A 15,224-nucleotide genomic window follows, 5' to 3' on the forward strand; every position below is an offset into this window, starting at 1 on the left:
GCCGGCGGCTGCCGGCTGAATCATGCGGATGAATATGAAGAGCGACGGCGGCCGACCCGGTCGCCGTTCGTGTGTGAGGAGTGCTGCTGAAGTGAAAGTCGTATTGCAACGGGTATCGGACGCGCGCGTCGCTGTCGAGGGCAACACGGTCGGTAAGATCGGGCAAGGGCTGCTGCTGCTCGTCGGCGTCGGCCATGAGGACGACGAGCGCGACGCCGTATGGATGGCGGACAAGATCGCCGGGCTGCGCATCTTCGAAGACGAGAACGGCAAGATGAACCTGTCGATCAAGGAGATCGGCGGCGCGATTCTGTCGGTCTCGCAGTTTACGCTGTTTGGAGACTGCCGCAAGGGCAGGCGCCCGAACTTCATGGGCGCGGCCAGGCCGGAGGCGGCTGCGGCGCTCTACGACCGCTTCAACGGCCTGCTTCGCGAAGCGGGCCTTGCCGTCGAGACCGGGGTGTTCGGCGCGATGATGGATGTGTCGCTCACGAACGACGGTCCGGTGACACTGATTTTGGACACCAAGGAATAATTGCCGTTCAAGAAGCGGCATTTGCGGAATGAAAACGGACAGGCGCGGCAACACTACGAAGCGATGTGTGTTCATATCGTTTGCGAAAAGGAGCCGATCGCATGCGCCGATCACCAAAGCAAGCCGCCGTGGAGCAGGCGGGCCGCATGCTTCCGGGTGCGGAACGGCGCGAAGCGCAGGCGCTGATCCGCGAGGAATTCGCCTCCGAGCTCGCGCCGGATTCCCGGCTGACGGCAGGCGGCAGACGTCCGAATCGATCGAAACGCGGCTGACTTGCCAAAAAGGGCTGTCACGGCAGATTCTGAACGAATCCGCTTGTGACAGCCCTTTCCACCATTTGTAACAAACACGTAATAAAGCTTTCATCCGTCCTTAATGAATTCCGACTAATATAGTTGGTGACCCCCTTTTTCTATAAAGCACCAACCTTGGGCCCGCCGGATACCGTGCGAGCTCTTTTTTTTGCGCTACTTCGCGAACATTTGCTTTTTGAGCTCCGCATTGCGCTGCGCGAACACGTCGTTGTGCGACGACACCATGCCATAGGCGTTTGCTTCCGGAGCGATGAATTGCTTGGCTTTGTTGACGGCATTCGCGGCATCCTGGAAGGCGCCGGCGATCAGATGCAGCTTGCCGTCGTGCGCCAATATGTCTCCGGCTGCATAGAGGCCCGGCACGGACGTCTCGCTCATCGGCGTGCCGTCGATGCCCCAGTCCGGTCTCATGCGGACGGCGATGTCGCTCTTGTCGAGCAGATCGCTGTCCCGCTCGTAGCCGTGATTGATAATCACTTCATCTACCGGCAGCTCGACCGTCGAGCCGTCCTCTATGCTGCGCAGCATGACGCTGCGGATCGATTCATGATCCGGCGCGGCGACGAGCTTGTCGATGGCGGTGTTAAGCAGACAGACGACCGACCCGCTGTTCAGCTTCGTCACCTCGGCCTCGTGGCCTTTCAGCGTCTCCTTGCGGTAGGTCAGATACACCTTTTCGGCGATCGGTTCGAGCTCGTTGGCCCAATCGATGGCCGTGTTGCCGCCGCCCGAGATGAGGACGGTCTTGCCCTTGAAGCGGGAGAGCGACTTGACCGTGTAGTGAAGGTTGGACACCTCGAAGCGGTCCGCGCCTTCGATATCCAGCTTGGTCGGCTTGAGAATGCCGCCGCCGACGGCCAGAATGACCGTTTTCGAATAATGGAGGCTGCCGCTTGCGGCTTGGAGCACGAAGATATCGTCCCCTTGTCTGGTGATGGAGGTGATCTTCTCGCCCAGCACCACCTCGGGATTGAAGGTGAGTCCTTGCTGGATCAGCTGCTGGATCAACTGCTCTCCCGTTACCGGCGTGAGTCCGCCGACGTCCCAGATCATTTTCTCGGGGTATACATTGACCTTGCCGCCGAGCACGGGCTGATATTCGATCAGCTTCGTTTTCATTTCCCTCAAGCCGCTATAAAATGCGGAATACAGTCCGGCCGGACCTCCGCCGATGATCGTGACGTCGAATACGTTCGGTAACATAAGCGTTGTATCGCTCCTTTAACATTCTCTTGGTGGAGCCGGGCGGACGACTTTCCATCGGCTGCAGGCTCTTTCCAGCTATCGTATCACAATTTCATGAGAATGAGAATCGTTATTGATTGAACGGGGTGCGATAGAGGCGAAGTCGGCCCGTTGCTGCCCGCTGCTCTGCCTGCTGCTCTGCCCGCTGTCTGCCTGCCGCATATTCTTGACACACAGCCTCCCGCAAGGGTAGAATATAATTCAATTGTAACAAGCCATGGATTCCATGACGGGAAAAAGTACTCCGGACCCACGTCTTCAGAGAGGATCGCCTTCAGGCTGCGAGCGATCCGCCGATGACCGGACGAACGACCTCCCCGAGAACCGCTCGCGAACGAATGGAAATGCTTCAGCGCCGCGCTCTCCGGAGCCGATGACGAAGGCCCCTTCCAGTAGCTTGCAGGCGTCCGCCGGGCGTTAACCGGCTTAAGAGCGATCGCTTTCGCTTTCTGCGGCTTCCGCGGGACGAGGCGTTCGAACGACGGGTGGCACCGCGGGGGCATAGATCAGGCTCTCGTCCCGGATACGCGACGCATGCGCATCCGGGCGAGGGCTTTTTTTGATGAATTCGGGAGGATGATGATGATGGCATTCCAGAAGCCGCCGGGCACGCAGGATTTCCTGCCGGGTACGTCCGAGCTGTGGCAATACGTCGAGCAGACCGCGCGCGAAGTCGGCAGACGCTACCGGTTCAGAGAGATCCGCACGCCGGTGTTCGAGTCGACCGAGCTGTTCCGGCGCGGCGTAGGCGAGACGACGGACATCGTCGAAAAGGAAATGTATACGTTCGTCGACAAGGGCGAGCGGAGCATGACGCTGCGGCCGGAGGGCACGGCGGGCGTCGTGCGCGCCTACGTCGAGAACAAGCTGTACGGAGAGCCCGAGCTGTCCAAGCTGTATTATATCGGGCCGATGTTCCGCTATGAGCGCGCGCAGGCCGGACGCTACCGGCAGTTCCACCAATTCGGGGTGGAGGCGATCGGCTCGGAGGACCCCGCGCTGGATGCCGAGGTCGTCGCGCTGGGCTATGCCTTTTACAAGGAAGTGGGATTGACCGGCGTGACCGTCGACATCAACTCGGTCGGCACGCCCGAGGTGCGCGCAGCCTATCGGGATGCGCTGCTCGGCTTCCTGCGTCCGATCAAGGACACGCTGTGCAAGGACTGCCAGGCGCGCATGGAGCGCAATCCGCTGCGCGTGCTCGACTGCAAGGTCGACCAGGACAAGTTCGAGGGCGCGCCCTCGATTCTCGACAGCCTGGACGAGGCTTGCAGCACGCACTTCGCGCTCGTGCGCCGGTACCTGGACGACATGGGCGTGCCGTACCGCGTCAATCCGCGGCTCGTGCGGGGATTGGACTACTACACGCACACGGCGTTCGAGTACAAGGCGCAGGGCATCGGCGCGATCGACACGATCGGCGGCGGCGGGCGCTACAACGGCCTCGTCTCCGAGATCGGCGGCGAGGACCGGCCCGGCGTCGGCCTCGGCCTCGGACTGGAGCGCACGGTCATGCTGCTGGAGAGCCAGCAGGCGAAGCCGGACTTCGGTCCGGCCGTCGACGTGTTCGTGATCGCGCTCGGCGAGCGGGCGGAGCGCGAGACGCCCGGCCTGCTCTACCGGCTGCGCGAGGCGGGACTGTCGGCCGACAAGGACTACCAGGGCCGCAAGACGAAGACGCTGTTCAAGGCGGCCGACCGGATCGGCGCCCGCTTCGCGGCCGTCATCGGCGACGACGAGCTGGAGCGCGGCGAGGTCGGACTCAAGAACCTGAAGACGCAGGAGCAGCGGCAGGTGCCGATTAACGGATTGGCACAGGCCGTACGCGAATGGAACCAACAAGACGAAGAGGGGTTAGCGCAATGACGATGCTGAAGACATTTGACGCAGGCAAGCTGACGAAGGAACATGTAGGACAATCGGTCGTCCTGAACGGCTGGGTGCAAGGATGGCGCGACTTCGGCGGCATTCTGTTCATCGACCTCCGCGACCGCAGCGGGATCGTGCAGATCGTATTCAACCCCGAGTTCTCCGGCGATGCGCTGGAGCTCGGCGGACGCGCCCGCAACGAATACGTGCTGGCCGTGAAGGGCACAGTCGTCGAGCGCGATCCGGAGACGGTCAACGCGAACCTGGCGACCGGCGAGATCGAAGTGCAGGTGACCGAGGTCGAGATTATGAACAGCGCCAAGACCCCGCCGTTCCCGATCGAGGACGGCGTCGAGGTGGACGAATCGCTGCGCCTGAAGTACCGCTATCTCGACCTGCGCCGTCCGGAGATGCAGCGCACGCTGTACCTGCGCTCCAAGGCGACCAAGGTGTTCCGCGACTTCCTCGACGACAACGGCTTCCTCGACGTCGAGACGCCGATTCTGACGCTGAGCACGCCCGAAGGCGCGCGCGACTATCTCGTGCCGAGCCGCGTTCACCCGGGCGAGTTCTTCGCCCTGCCGCAGTCGCCGCAGCTGTTCAAGCAGCTGCTCATGATCGGCGGCATCGAGCGCTACTACCAGGTCGCCCGCTGCTTCCGCGACGAGGACCTGCGCGCCGACCGGCAGCCCGAGTTCACCCAGGTCGACATCGAGACGTCGTTCCTGTCGCAGGACCAACTGCTCGGCATGATGGAGGAGCTGATGGCGCGCTTGTTCCGCGAGACGATCGGCGCCGAGATCGAGACGCCGTTCCAGCGTCTGACGTATTCGGACGCGATCCACAAGTACGGCTCGGACAAGCCGGACCTGCGCTTCGGCCTTGAGATCGAAGACGTCACCGACATCGTCAAGACGAGCGATGTCAAGGTGTTCGCTTCAGTCGCAGCGGGCGGCGGCGTCGTCAAGGCGCTCAACGCCAAGGGCTGCGCGAGCTGGAGCCGCAAGGAGCTCGACGACCTGCAGCCGTTCGCCGCGCGCTACGGCGGCAAGGGCATCGCCTGGATCACCGTCAAGGACGGAGAGTGGAAGGGGCCGATCGTCAAGTTCTTCAAGCCCGAGGAGATCGCCGCGCTGACCGAGCGCCTCGGCGTCGAAGACGGCGACCTGCTCTGCTTCTCCGCGGACAAGCTGAAGACCGCCGCCGACGTCATGGGCAACCTGCGCCTGAAGGTCGGCCGCGACCTCGGCCTCATCGACAACACGAAGTTCAAGTTCCTGTGGGTCGTCGACTTCCCGCTGCTCGGCTGGGACGAAGAAGGCAAGCGCTGGGTCGCCGAGCATCACCCGTTCACCCGTCCGCGCGACGAGGACCTGCCGCTGTTCGACACCGACCCCGGCGCGATCCGCGCGCAGGCGTACGATATCGTCCTGAACGGCTACGAAGTCGGCGGCGGCTCGATGCGGATCTACCGCCGCGAGGTGCAGGAGAAGATGTTCTCCGCGCTCGGCTTCACGCTTGAAGAGGCGAAGGAGCGCTTCGGCTTCTTCCTCGACGCGTTCGACTACGGCACGCCGCCGCACGGCGGCATCGCCTTCGGGCTCGACCGTCTCATCATGCTGCTGACGGGCCGCACGAACCTGCGCGAGACGATCGCCTTCCCGAAGACGGCGAGCGCGACCGACCTGATGTCGCATGCGCCGTCCGGCGTCGAGTTCAAGCAGCTCGAAGACCTGCACATCCGCTTGTCGGCCAAGGCGCTCGCGGCGCAGGCCAAAGCCGCCGCGCCGGCCGAACAGCCCGAGGGCGAAGCCGGTGCCGAGCCTGCGGCTGTCGAGGAATAAAAACGGGATTATAGCCAAGAGAGGAGCGATTCGATGCTGCATCAGTTCTCGCGTACGGAGCTTGCCATCGGTCCCGAAGGGCTCGAGACGCTGAAGGGTAGCACGGTCGCCGTGCTCGGTATCGGGGGCGTCGGCGGCATCGCCGCCGAGGCGCTCGCCCGTTCGGGCGTCGGACGGATCATCCTGATCGACAAGGATGTCGTCGACATCACGAACGTCAACCGGCAGATCCACGCGCTGACGACGACCGTCGGCCAGCCGAAGGCCGAGCTGATGCGCGACCGCATCAAGCTGATCAACCCGGATTGCGACGCGATCGCGCTGAAGATGTTTTACACGGAGGAGACGTACGAGGAGCTGTTCAAGTACCCGCTCGACTACGTCGTCGACGCGTCCGACACGATCTCCTACAAGATTCATCTGATCAAGCAGTGCCTCGAGCGCCGCATCCCGATCATCTCGAGCATGGGCGCCGCGAACAAGATGGACCCGAGCCGGTTCCAGGTGGCCGACATCTCCAAGACGACGGTCGACCCGATCGCGCGCGTCATCCGCACGAAGCTGCGCAAGGAGGGCATCAAAAAGGGCGTCAAGGTCGTCTTCTCCACGGAGGAGCCGATCAAGCCGCTTGAGGACGTCACCCAGCGCATCGTGCCGGATACGGCGCCCAAGGACATCCGCAAGGCGCAGCAGCCGCCTTCGAGCAATGCCTTCGTGCCGCCGGTCGCGGGGCTCATCATGGTGAGCGTCGTGTTCCGCGAGCTGGTGGAAGCGGGCAAAAAGAAGCAGAGCTGACGTTATAGAGGCCTTTTCCCGAGCGAATGGTATGCGCGCGGGAAGAGGCTTTTCTTTTAGGCTTGGGTATGGATAGATAATTATGCGCCAAGGCGCCCAATTTGTGCGAATGTCCCTGTCGCTCCGCTGATGTCCTACATACACTGGAGCATCCTTGTTCGTATGGAGGTGTAGAGTCATGAGCAAGCGGGCATCCGCGAACGAGAGCGGCGTTCTTCTGACTTCAAGCTGCCGCACGCCGCGGCGCAAAAAGCATCATCCGAAGCCATGCCGCTGCAAGCCGCACCGCAAGCATAAAAAGCCGGACGGCGGCCACCGGAGCCATCATCTCAGCCATCACCGGAGTCATCATTATTCCGGCGGCATCGCGCCTGCCGTCCCCGAACAGATCGTTCCGGGAGCGGAAGAACTGGGCGGGCTGGGGGGCTTGGGCGGCATCGGCACGCTCGGCGGCCTGGAGGGCGGCCTGGGCTGGGGACCCGGTCCCGGGCTGGACGGCCTCGGCGTTCTGGGCGGACCCGGCGGCATCGACCCGGGTCCGGGCGGCGGGCATCATTCGCACGAACCGCATCGTTCCCGGAGAACGTCGGGCGGTACGGCTACGACCTACAGCCGCAAGAAGCGTTAGCATGCTGTGAATAAAGCGCCCTGCGGCGTTCCGCCGAAACCGCCATCGTCCGATGGCGGTTTTTCCTAGCGCCGAGGAATGGCGAGAGACAGCCGTCACGTCCGCCGCTTCCCGGAATAGGCTATTTCATGAATAATTCGGGGCGAGCGGCCCGGACGGAGGCGAAGCATTTGCCGTTACCCGTCGTCCAATTGCACATTACGGAGCGCCATGCAGCGGAGCTGGAGAACAATCTGTGGAACGGACGCTTCGTCCCCGCACAGACGCGGGAGTGGGGGAAGCGTACGACGCGCATCGGAGTGCGATACCGCGGCGGGCATACGCGAGCCTATCCGAAGCGCTCGTTCGAGTTCGCATCGGCTGAGGGAACGCGCCATTACAACGCCGAATTCGACGATCCTTCGCTGATTCGCAACGCTCTGTCGTTCTGGCTTCTGGACCGGATCGGTCTGCCGAGCCCCTCCACACGCCACGTCCTGCTCGTCTGCAACGGCATTCCGTTAGGCGTTTATTTGGAGATCGAGGCGGTTGACGCCGATTTTTTTCAGAAAAGGGGCTTGCGGGCGTCCAGCTTGTTCTACGCGGTCAACGACCGCGCGGACTTCCGGAACGCTCCGCGCGTGTCGCTGCTGGCCGGCTATGAGTACCGTTACGGGGGACAGCGGGAGCGGGAGCGGCTGAGCGGTTTTATCGCGGGCCTGCACCGCCGGCGCACGACGTCGCAGTTCGCCGCATTTCTGGCGCAGCACCTGGATATCGACAATTATTTGAAATGGCTGGCCGGAGCGGTCTTGACCGGCAACTACGATGGCTTCGACCAGAACTACGCGATGTACCGGGAGCGGGACGGAGGCCGATGGCGCATGATTCCCTGGGATTACGAGGGTACCTGGGGACGCAATTGCTTCGGAAAGTCCGTACGCGCCGATCTGGTGGAGATCGGCGGCTACAACGCGCTGACGCGCAAGCTGCTGTCCGTCCCTGCGTACAAAAAGCGGTATAAGCGTCTGTTGTCGAGACTGCTGCGAACCGTTTTTACGGAGCGCGCGATTATGCCGCATGCCGAAAAGCTGTTTCGCCGAATCGCACCGTATATGCGGGAGGAACGCCTCAAGCGCGGCGGCTATGCCGATTTTTCCGGCGAGCTGAACACCATTCGCCAATATATCAGGGATCGCCGCGTGATTTTGCTCCGAGATATGAAGCGGATGTAAACATGGCGTTATTTTAGCGAACGTAAGTTCCCTTGAGCCTTTCGGAGGCACATCTCATCTGGTAAAATAGAGGGATGGAGAAAGGCGGGGAACAGGGATGGATTTATTCAGCTACGGCGAGGAGAAGCGACCGACCGCAAGGCTGCTGGCCGACCGGATGCGCCCCGAGTCGCTGGACGAATATATTGGACAGGAACATATCGTTGGACCGGGCAAGCTGCTGCGGCGGGCGATCGAAGGGGATGCCGTCACCTCGATCCTTCTGTTCGGGCCTCCGGGCTCGGGCAAGACGACGCTCGCCCACATTATATCCAAGCGGACCGAAGGCGACTTCGTCCGCCTCAATGCGGTGGACGCGTCCGTCAAGGACGTGCGCGAGGTCATCGAGCAGGCGGAGCGCAACAAGAGCATGTACGGACGCAAGACGATTCTGTTCCTCGACGAGGTGCACCGCTTCAACAGCGCCCGTCAGGACGCGCTGCTGCCTGCCGTCGAGAAGGGAATTATCGTCTTCATCGGGGCGACGACGGAGAATCCTTATCATTCGGTCAACGGCGCCTTGCTCTCCCGCTCGACGCTGTTCCGTCTGGAGGCGCTGACGAAGGCGCATTCGCTCGAGGCGATGCGGCGGGCGATCGCGGATCCGGCCAAGGGACTCGGATTCATGAAGCTTCAGGTCGAGGAGGAGGCGCTCGACCATATCGCGTCGATGGCGAACGGCGATATCCGCCGTGCGCTGACGGCGCTGGAGCTGGCCGCCGTCACGACGCCCTCCGAGCCGGACGGCTCCGTGCGCCTGACGCTCGAGGTCGCGGAGGAATCGATCCGCCAGCCGACGATTCAGGCGGACGAGTCGACGCAGTACGACGTGCTGTCGGCGTTCCACAAGAGCATACGCGGCTCGAGCGACGCGGCGCTGTACTGGTTCCTGTACGCGGTCGAGCGGCTCGGCATGGACCCGATGACATTCCTGCGCCGGCTGACGGTCGCCTGCAGCGAGGACATCGGACTCGCCAATCCGCAGGCGATGGTGCAGGCGGTGAGCGCGATGGAGGCATATCACAGGATCGGCTGGCCGGAGGCCAAGTACATCGTCGCCCAGGCGATCCTGTTCGCGGTCGAGAGCCCGAAGTCCAACGCAATCGCGGTGACGATCGGCAAGATCGAATCGTCGTTCGAGCAGACCAAATCGGCCGAGGTGCCGATGCATTTGCGCGACGGTCATTACGGCGGGGCCAAGAAGCTCGGGCATGTCGGCTACAAGTACCCGCACGATTTTCCCGGTCACTACGTGGAGCAGCAGTATTTGCCCGAAAAGCTGAAAAGCCGCGTGTTCTACGAGGCGACGGAACAGGGAATGGAAGAGAGAATCCGTACGAACCAACGTCGCAGACGGAAGACCGACGGCTAGCGAATCCGACGGCTGCGCGGACCCATTCGGACAAGCTGACAGGCTCCGATCGCTCCGATCCGGGCGAGATTCGGGATATGAGGCGTTTGAAGGGCATTTCCGCCGCTCAGCGGCGGATTCATGCCCGGCAGGATCGCTTCTTCTCCCGTTTTCGGCCCGATGCTGCGTTTGACGGGGCGACGGGAGATCGACTAAGCTTAGGATATAAAGTATCGGTTCCATCTTATCATTTGTTTCTTGAATTCAAAGGAGGTGCACCTGTTCTCCGTCACGGGGAGCAGGGACGATTTGGGCGATGACCCCTTTCCGGTCGCGGTTAACCTGATTTTTATTTTTATTTTGGTTTTTTTGAACGGCTTTTTCGTCGCGGCCGAGTTCGCGATGGTCAAGGTGCGCGGCTCCCGCATCGATACGCTGGTGCAGGAGGGCAATGCACGCGCACGCTTCGCTTTGCATTTAACCTCACATCTGGACGCTTATCTGTCCGCTTGTCAGCTCGGCATCACCTTGGCCTCCCTGGGCCTCGGTTGGATCGGCGAACCGGCGATTGCGGATGCGATCGAGCCGCTCTTCGGAGTGCTGGGACTGCCTGAGTCCTGGGTTCATCCTCTATCCTTCGTGATTGCGTTCACGCTGATTACCGTGCTGCATATCGTGCTCGGCGAGCTTGCGCCCAAGACGCTGGCGATTCGCCAGGCGGAGAAGATCACGCTCTGGGCCGCGGGTCCGCTCATTCTGTTCGCCCGCATCATGAATCCGTTCATTTGGCTGCTTAACGGCATGGCCAACGGGCTGCTGCGCCTGTTCGGCATCGCCCCGGCGTCCGAGTCGTCGTCCGCCCATACCGAAGAAGAGATCCGCATCCTCATGAAGGAGAGCCATGAGAGCGGATTGATCGACAACACCGAGCTTGCGCTCATGGACAACATTTTCGATTTTGCCGATACGACCGCCCGCGAGATTATGATTCCCCGTACCGAGATGGTCTGTCTGTACGCGGCACATTCGTTCGAGGCCAACAAGTCCGTCGCGCTCAAGGAGATGCATACGCGTTACCCGCTGTGCGACGACGACAAGGACGATATTATCGGCTTTATCCATATCAAAGACCTGCTGAAGCTGCCCGACGATGCGGTGCACGACATCCGCGAGCTGGCGCGTCCGATGACGACGGTGCCGGAGAGCATGCCGATCAGCACGCTGCTCAAGCTGATGCAGAAGCGCAAGACCCAGATCGCCATCCTCATCGACGAATACGGCGGCACATCCGGCCTCGTCACGCTGGAGGATATCATGGAGGAGCTGGTCGGGGAGATCCAGGACGAATTCGACGAGGAGCGTCCGGATATGGAACGCGTCGACGAATATACGTTATCCGTATCCGGCCTGGTGCTGATCGAAGAGATCAATTCGGAGTTCGGACTGGACATTCCGTCGGACGACTACGACACGATCGGCGGCTGGATGTATTCGCAGATCGAGATTCCGCCTCGCAAATACCAGACGATCGAGCTTGAATCGGGCCACCGCTTCGTCGTGACGGAGATCGACAATCTGCGCGTATCCCGCATCTCGATCATTCGGCCCGAAGCCTATGAAGGCAATGCGCCGCTTCAGGCGGCATCGGGTTAGTCACCGGCTCATTTTCAGGCTTGCATATCGCCGCGATTGTTGATAAGGTATCGATATTAGAACGATATCGGACGCAAAGCATGCGCCGTTCGCTTCCTTAGCGGGAGCGGGCGGCTTTTTGCGTTCGGTGGGACTTAGGGGGAACAGGATGGCGAACGATCGGCGCACGGCACCAACGACACCGCATGATGAAGCTTTCAAGAAGCTGCTGCAAACGTTTTTCGAAGAATTTATGGCACTATTTTTTCCTGAAGTTCATCAGACGCTCGATTATTCGAAGGCGAAGCTGCTCATGCAGGAGCAGCTCGTGGATATTGTGGGCCAGGATGCCCGTACGCTTGATCTGCTCCTCGAAGTGCAGCTGGCGGCGGCCGAGATTTTCGTGCTGCTGCATTTTGAGCCTCAGTCGTATCGGGACGTACGGTTCGTGGAGCGCATGTTTATTTACTTTGGCAGACTGTTCGAGAAATATCGTCACACGCACAAGCTGATCGTCCCGGTCGCCGTTTTTACTTCGGATTCCGCCGGCGAAGAGCCGAATTCGCTTGTGATGACATTGCCAGGTTCATCTGAAGAGATCGTTCGGTTCAATTTTTTAAAGGTCGAATTGAAAAAGCAGAACTGGAGAGATTTTGCGGATTCGGACAACCCTGTCGCCGCTGCGCTGCTCGGCAAAATGGGATATAATCGAAGGGAAAGGCGGGAGCTTCGGTTTGCATATTTGCGGATGCTGCTTCGGCTCAAAGACCGATTGGATCCCGCCCGAATGGCGCTCGTCATGTCGGTAGCGGATTTATACTACGAACCGAAGCCGGAAGAGGACGAACAGATTTTAAATGAGCTGCGGGAGATGGTCCCCGAAGAGGAGGCTTTTATTATGGATTTGATGCCGGCGTGGAAGCGATGGGGATTCGAAGAGGGTGTCGAACAAGGAATTGAACAAGGAATTGAACAAGGAAAAGACCGGGGGATGCTGGAGGAACGCAAGGATGTCGTGCGCAAGCTGCTCGGTAAAGGAATGACGCCGGACAAAGTCGCGGATATGCTCGAGCTGACGCCGGAGGAGGTCGCACGTCTCGGGACGGCGGATTGAGCGCTGCAAGACGGTAATCGAATGCGGCCGCGGCTAATAGATGGGCCGGCAGCCAGCATTAAAATGAAAAGCCGTTTCCTACGCGCAGGAAACGGCTTGTTGTCGTTCAGCTCCCGGGCCTGCGCAGATGGACGAGCATAAACCCTGCGGCTGCGATCAGAGCCGAGACGGCGCCCGTACGGAAGACGGTGGACAAGCCGTAGGCGTCGAACAGGGCGCCGCCGACCGTACCGGCGATGAGGCCGGCGATCCCGGTCCAGACGACGCTGAATACCGCCTGTCCGGAGGAGCGGTATTCGTCGCTCACGATCGATTGGAGGTAGCGGAGTGCGGTAATGTAATAGATGCCGAACGTCACGCTGTGCATCGCCTGGACGGCGATGAAGCCGGCGGGCTCGTGGATGACGCTGATGAGGCTGAGCCGGACCGCGTACAGGAGGCTTGCGATCGCCAGCAGCGGGATCTCCTTGAAGCGGTTGCCGTAGCGCGCCAGCAGGAAAAACACGGGAATCTCGCTGGCCGCGGAGGCGAGCCAGGCATACCCGATCAGGTCGTCGCTTGCGCCCAGCTCGCGCATGGCCACGCCGAGGAAGCCTTCGTTCATCCGGTGTGCGATCGATACGAAGGCGACGAGCAGGAAGAAGACGAGCGTGTCCCCGCGCTTCAAAATATCGAGCAGGCCGCCGAAGCGGAACTTGCCTACCTTGGACTGGAAGTCTGCCAGTCCAAGTGAGATCAGCAGAGACCCGCATACCGTGGCGAGCGCGAGCCAGAGGGTCCAGTCGGAGCTGGTCAGCTTCAGCACGTAGCCGAAGACGAGCGAGCATAACGCGAAGCCGAGCGAGCCGAACATGCGGATCGAGGCGAAGCTGCGGCGCATCGTGCTCGCGGCGAGCAGGGTCATGCTGTCCATCATTGCGTTGACCGGCGTCTGGAACAAGTACAGGAGCGCCATCACGAGCGAGATATGTACGAATTCCTTCTGCGGCAGCAGCAGGGCGAGCGCGACGATCTGTCCGAGGAAGATCAGATTGAGCACGCGACGCAGGCCTTGGGTTTTGTCGCTCACGATGCCGGCCAGCAGGTTGGCGAAGATCGACATCATCGGACCGACCGAATAGACGGCGCCGATCTGCAGCTTGGTGAAGCCCAGATCGTAAAAATAAAGCGGGAAAAACGTAGCGATCAACGTCTGCGTGGCATAGTTGAAGAAGTGAAGGCTGCGCAGAACGGTAAGCTGAGACTTGAAAAAGTTCGGTCTATTCATCAGGGCGCTTCCTTTCCGGACAATGTTGCGATATTCGTTAAAGCTTCAGTCTTGACGATGCGTCTGAACAGCCAGTAGAGCAGCCCAAGCTCGGCCAGCAAGCCGCCCGACTGCGCCAGGGCACCGAGAATGCCCGTCCAACCGGGCAAAGACAGCGTCAACAATACGATGAGTACGGTTGTGACGATCGCATTGGCCGTCTGGGAGCCGAACATCAGCTTCGTCTGACCCTTGGACAAAATAACGCCGTTGAGCGTATCGAGCCAGGGGAAGATCAGCACGAAAGGAATAAAGCCACGCAGCGCTGTCAGACTCTCGGCGAGCAGTCTTCCCTCGACTCCGAGCAGGTGTGCGAGCATCCAGTCGCCCGCCGGCGTAAATGCGAACAAAGACAGCAGAGCTGCGGGCGTAAAACCCATGAGCAGCACGAACCGTCTGACTTGTCCGGGGTCGGTCTTGTAGAACTGAAGCGCGATCTGGTGAAAGTAGGTGAAGAAGCCGAGGCATAAATTCATCAAGCTGCCCGCTACGGCGAACGAGGAGATGGATAAGGTGCCCCGGTCCGTATGTCCAAGGAGCGCATTGAGAATTGGCGGGACCCATACGACAATAAACGAAGAAAACAGGAGCGGATTGTAAAACTGCAAAATCTGCCTGGGCTGCTTCACCTCGCATTCGGGCGACTCGACCGGCAGCTTGCGGGCGAGCCGGCGGCCCTCCAGCCAGCTGACAAAAGCCTCGATCATCATGCCGAATACGAAAATAACGGCGCCCTGCGCGGAACTCGTGACGCCGATATGCTGAATATATTGCGCCAGCAGAAACATGCCGCCGAGACGAAATACCATGCCGATCGTCAGCCAGCGCGTTTTCATTTTATAGATGATGATGCCCTGATACAGACAGCGGATGCCGGAGAAGATGCTGAGGAACATCAGTACGTGGTAGACGTTCACGGCGGCCTCGGCGACCTCTGGCTCCGCGCCGTACGCGCCCGCGAACACGAGCGTGCCGACCGGCGTGTAGCCGATCATCGCGCCGAAGACGAGGGAGGCGCCGAATACGATAAATGCGACACGGAGGATGGCCCGGTACGAGATGCGGTCGCGCACAAGCGCGGAGCAGGTCTCTCTGAACAAAACGGCGGGACGCTCGCTGACCGTAAGCAGACTCATGGCCGTCGCGTAACCGGCGATGACAAGCTCGGGCTCGTCCGCGCGGGCGAGCGTGCCGTTGATGATGACATGCGAGAGATTGATCAACACGGCGGAGATGCCCAGAGGTATGAAAAATAAAAAAAGTGTCCGAAGCGATACGCGCTCTTGATGTTCTGACAACGACATTCATCTCCCGTTTAAGGTACTCGGTTATTATAGC

13 protein-coding genes are annotated in these 15,224 nt (G+C 60.7%); 10 read left to right on the plus strand and 3 right to left on the minus strand.

Annotated elements, in window-relative coordinates:
* Positions 1-91 precede the first annotated feature (91 nt).
* Both dtd and VQ071_RS11455 read left to right on the plus strand, forming a co-directional pair.
* Positions 92-535, plus strand: coding sequence for a D-aminoacyl-tRNA deacylase (dtd, locus tag VQ071_RS11450; RefSeq protein ID WP_340514135.1), 444 nt, complete (start codon positions 92-94; stop codon positions 533-535).
* Positions 536-636: 101 nt separating this feature from the next.
* Positions 637-807 (plus strand): hypothetical protein, encoded by a 171-nt coding sequence (locus VQ071_RS11455; protein ID WP_340514136.1) that lies wholly within the window; start codon positions 637-639, stop codon positions 805-807.
* A gap of 195 nt (positions 808-1,002) precedes the next feature.
* Here VQ071_RS11455 and VQ071_RS11460 read toward each other — a convergent pair whose 3' ends face one another.
* Complete coding sequence (locus VQ071_RS11460; RefSeq protein ID WP_340514137.1) at positions 1,003-2,052, minus strand: NAD(P)/FAD-dependent oxidoreductase; 1,050 nt, start codon at positions 2,050-2,052, stop codon at positions 1,003-1,005.
* A gap of 627 nt (positions 2,053-2,679) precedes the next feature.
* Between VQ071_RS11460 and hisS the strand changes: the two genes are divergently transcribed.
* The 8 genes from hisS to VQ071_RS11500 all read left to right on the plus strand — a co-directional run bounded on the left by hisS (position 2,680) and on the right by VQ071_RS11500 (position 12,580).
* Positions 2,680-3,960 carry a histidine--tRNA ligase gene (gene hisS, locus VQ071_RS11465; protein WP_340514138.1) on the plus strand — a complete coding sequence of 427 codons (1,281 nt, stop codon included), beginning with the start codon at positions 2,680-2,682 and terminating at the stop codon, positions 3,958-3,960.
* A gap of 2 nt (positions 3,961-3,962) precedes the next feature.
* Positions 3,963-5,807, plus strand: a complete 1,845-nt coding sequence (gene aspS / locus VQ071_RS11470; protein WP_340514360.1) for an aspartate--tRNA ligase — start codon at positions 3,963-3,965, stop codon at positions 5,805-5,807.
* Between the two features lie 33 nt (positions 5,808-5,840).
* Positions 5,841-6,602 (plus strand): tRNA threonylcarbamoyladenosine dehydratase, encoded by a 762-nt coding sequence (locus VQ071_RS11475; RefSeq protein ID WP_340514139.1) that lies wholly within the window; start codon positions 5,841-5,843, stop codon positions 6,600-6,602.
* A 178-nt stretch (positions 6,603-6,780) separates the two neighbouring features.
* Positions 6,781-7,230 carry a hypothetical protein gene (locus tag VQ071_RS11480; RefSeq protein ID WP_340514140.1) on the plus strand — a complete coding sequence of 150 codons (450 nt, stop codon included), beginning with the start codon at positions 6,781-6,783 and terminating at the stop codon, positions 7,228-7,230.
* Positions 7,231-7,400: 170 nt separating this feature from the next.
* Complete coding sequence (locus VQ071_RS11485) at positions 7,401-8,444, plus strand: CotH kinase family protein (RefSeq protein WP_340514141.1); 1,044 nt, start codon at positions 7,401-7,403, stop codon at positions 8,442-8,444.
* 97 nt (positions 8,445-8,541) lie between these two features.
* Complete coding sequence (locus tag VQ071_RS11490) at positions 8,542-9,855, plus strand: replication-associated recombination protein A (protein ID WP_340514142.1); 1,314 nt, start codon at positions 8,542-8,544, stop codon at positions 9,853-9,855.
* A gap of 288 nt (positions 9,856-10,143) precedes the next feature.
* The gene (locus tag VQ071_RS11495) at positions 10,144-11,487 is read left to right on the plus strand and encodes a hemolysin family protein (RefSeq protein ID WP_340514143.1); all 1,344 of its coding nucleotides are present in this window, start codon (positions 10,144-10,146) and stop codon (positions 11,485-11,487) included.
* Between the two features lie 148 nt (positions 11,488-11,635).
* Positions 11,636-12,580: an Rpn family recombination-promoting nuclease/putative transposase gene (locus tag VQ071_RS11500; RefSeq protein ID WP_340514144.1), complete on the plus strand. Its 945-nt coding sequence runs from the start codon at positions 11,636-11,638 to the stop codon at positions 12,578-12,580.
* A 106-nt stretch (positions 12,581-12,686) separates the two neighbouring features.
* Here VQ071_RS11500 and VQ071_RS11505 read toward each other — a convergent pair whose 3' ends face one another.
* Entirely contained in the window at positions 12,687-13,847 is a 1,161-nt protein-coding gene (locus tag VQ071_RS11505) for an MFS transporter (protein ID WP_340514145.1), read from the minus strand.
* Positions 13,847-15,184 carry a multi antimicrobial extrusion protein MatE gene (locus VQ071_RS11510; RefSeq protein ID WP_340514146.1) on the minus strand — a complete coding sequence of 446 codons (1,338 nt, stop codon included), beginning with the start codon at positions 15,182-15,184 and terminating at the stop codon, positions 13,847-13,849. Before VQ071_RS11510 ends, VQ071_RS11505 begins: the two co-directional genes overlap by 1 nt.
* Between the last annotated feature and the right edge of the window lie 40 nt (positions 15,185-15,224).

This window comes from Cohnella sp. 56 (assembly GCF_037963805.1).
Classification (GTDB): Bacteria; Bacillota; Bacilli; order Paenibacillales; family Paenibacillaceae; genus Cohnella.

Excerpts from the sequence above, each read along its gene's own strand:
- VQ071_RS11480 (WP_340514140.1), top strand. The coding sequence starts at position 6,781 with ATGAGCAAGCGGGCATCCGCGAACGAGAGCGGCGTTCTTCTGACTTCA.
- VQ071_RS11490 (WP_340514142.1), top strand. The coding sequence starts at position 8,542 with ATGGATTTATTCAGCTACGGCGAGGAGAAGCGACCGACCGCAAGGCTG.
- aspS (WP_340514360.1), top strand. The coding sequence starts at position 3,963 with ATGCTGAAGACATTTGACGCAGGCAAGCTGACGAAGGAACATGTAGGA.
- VQ071_RS11505 (WP_340514145.1), bottom strand. The coding sequence starts at position 13,847 with ATGAATAGACCGAACTTTTTCAAGTCTCAGCTTACCGTTCTGCGCAGC.
- hisS (WP_340514138.1), top strand. The coding sequence starts at position 2,680 with ATGGCATTCCAGAAGCCGCCGGGCACGCAGGATTTCCTGCCGGGTACG.
- VQ071_RS11475 (WP_340514139.1), top strand. The coding sequence starts at position 5,841 with ATGCTGCATCAGTTCTCGCGTACGGAGCTTGCCATCGGTCCCGAAGGG.
- VQ071_RS11455 (WP_340514136.1), top strand. The coding sequence starts at position 637 with ATGCGCCGATCACCAAAGCAAGCCGCCGTGGAGCAGGCGGGCCGCATG.
- VQ071_RS11500 (WP_340514144.1), top strand. The coding sequence starts at position 11,636 with ATGGCGAACGATCGGCGCACGGCACCAACGACACCGCATGATGAAGCT.
- VQ071_RS11460 (WP_340514137.1), bottom strand. The coding sequence starts at position 2,052 with ATGTTACCGAACGTATTCGACGTCACGATCATCGGCGGAGGTCCGGCC.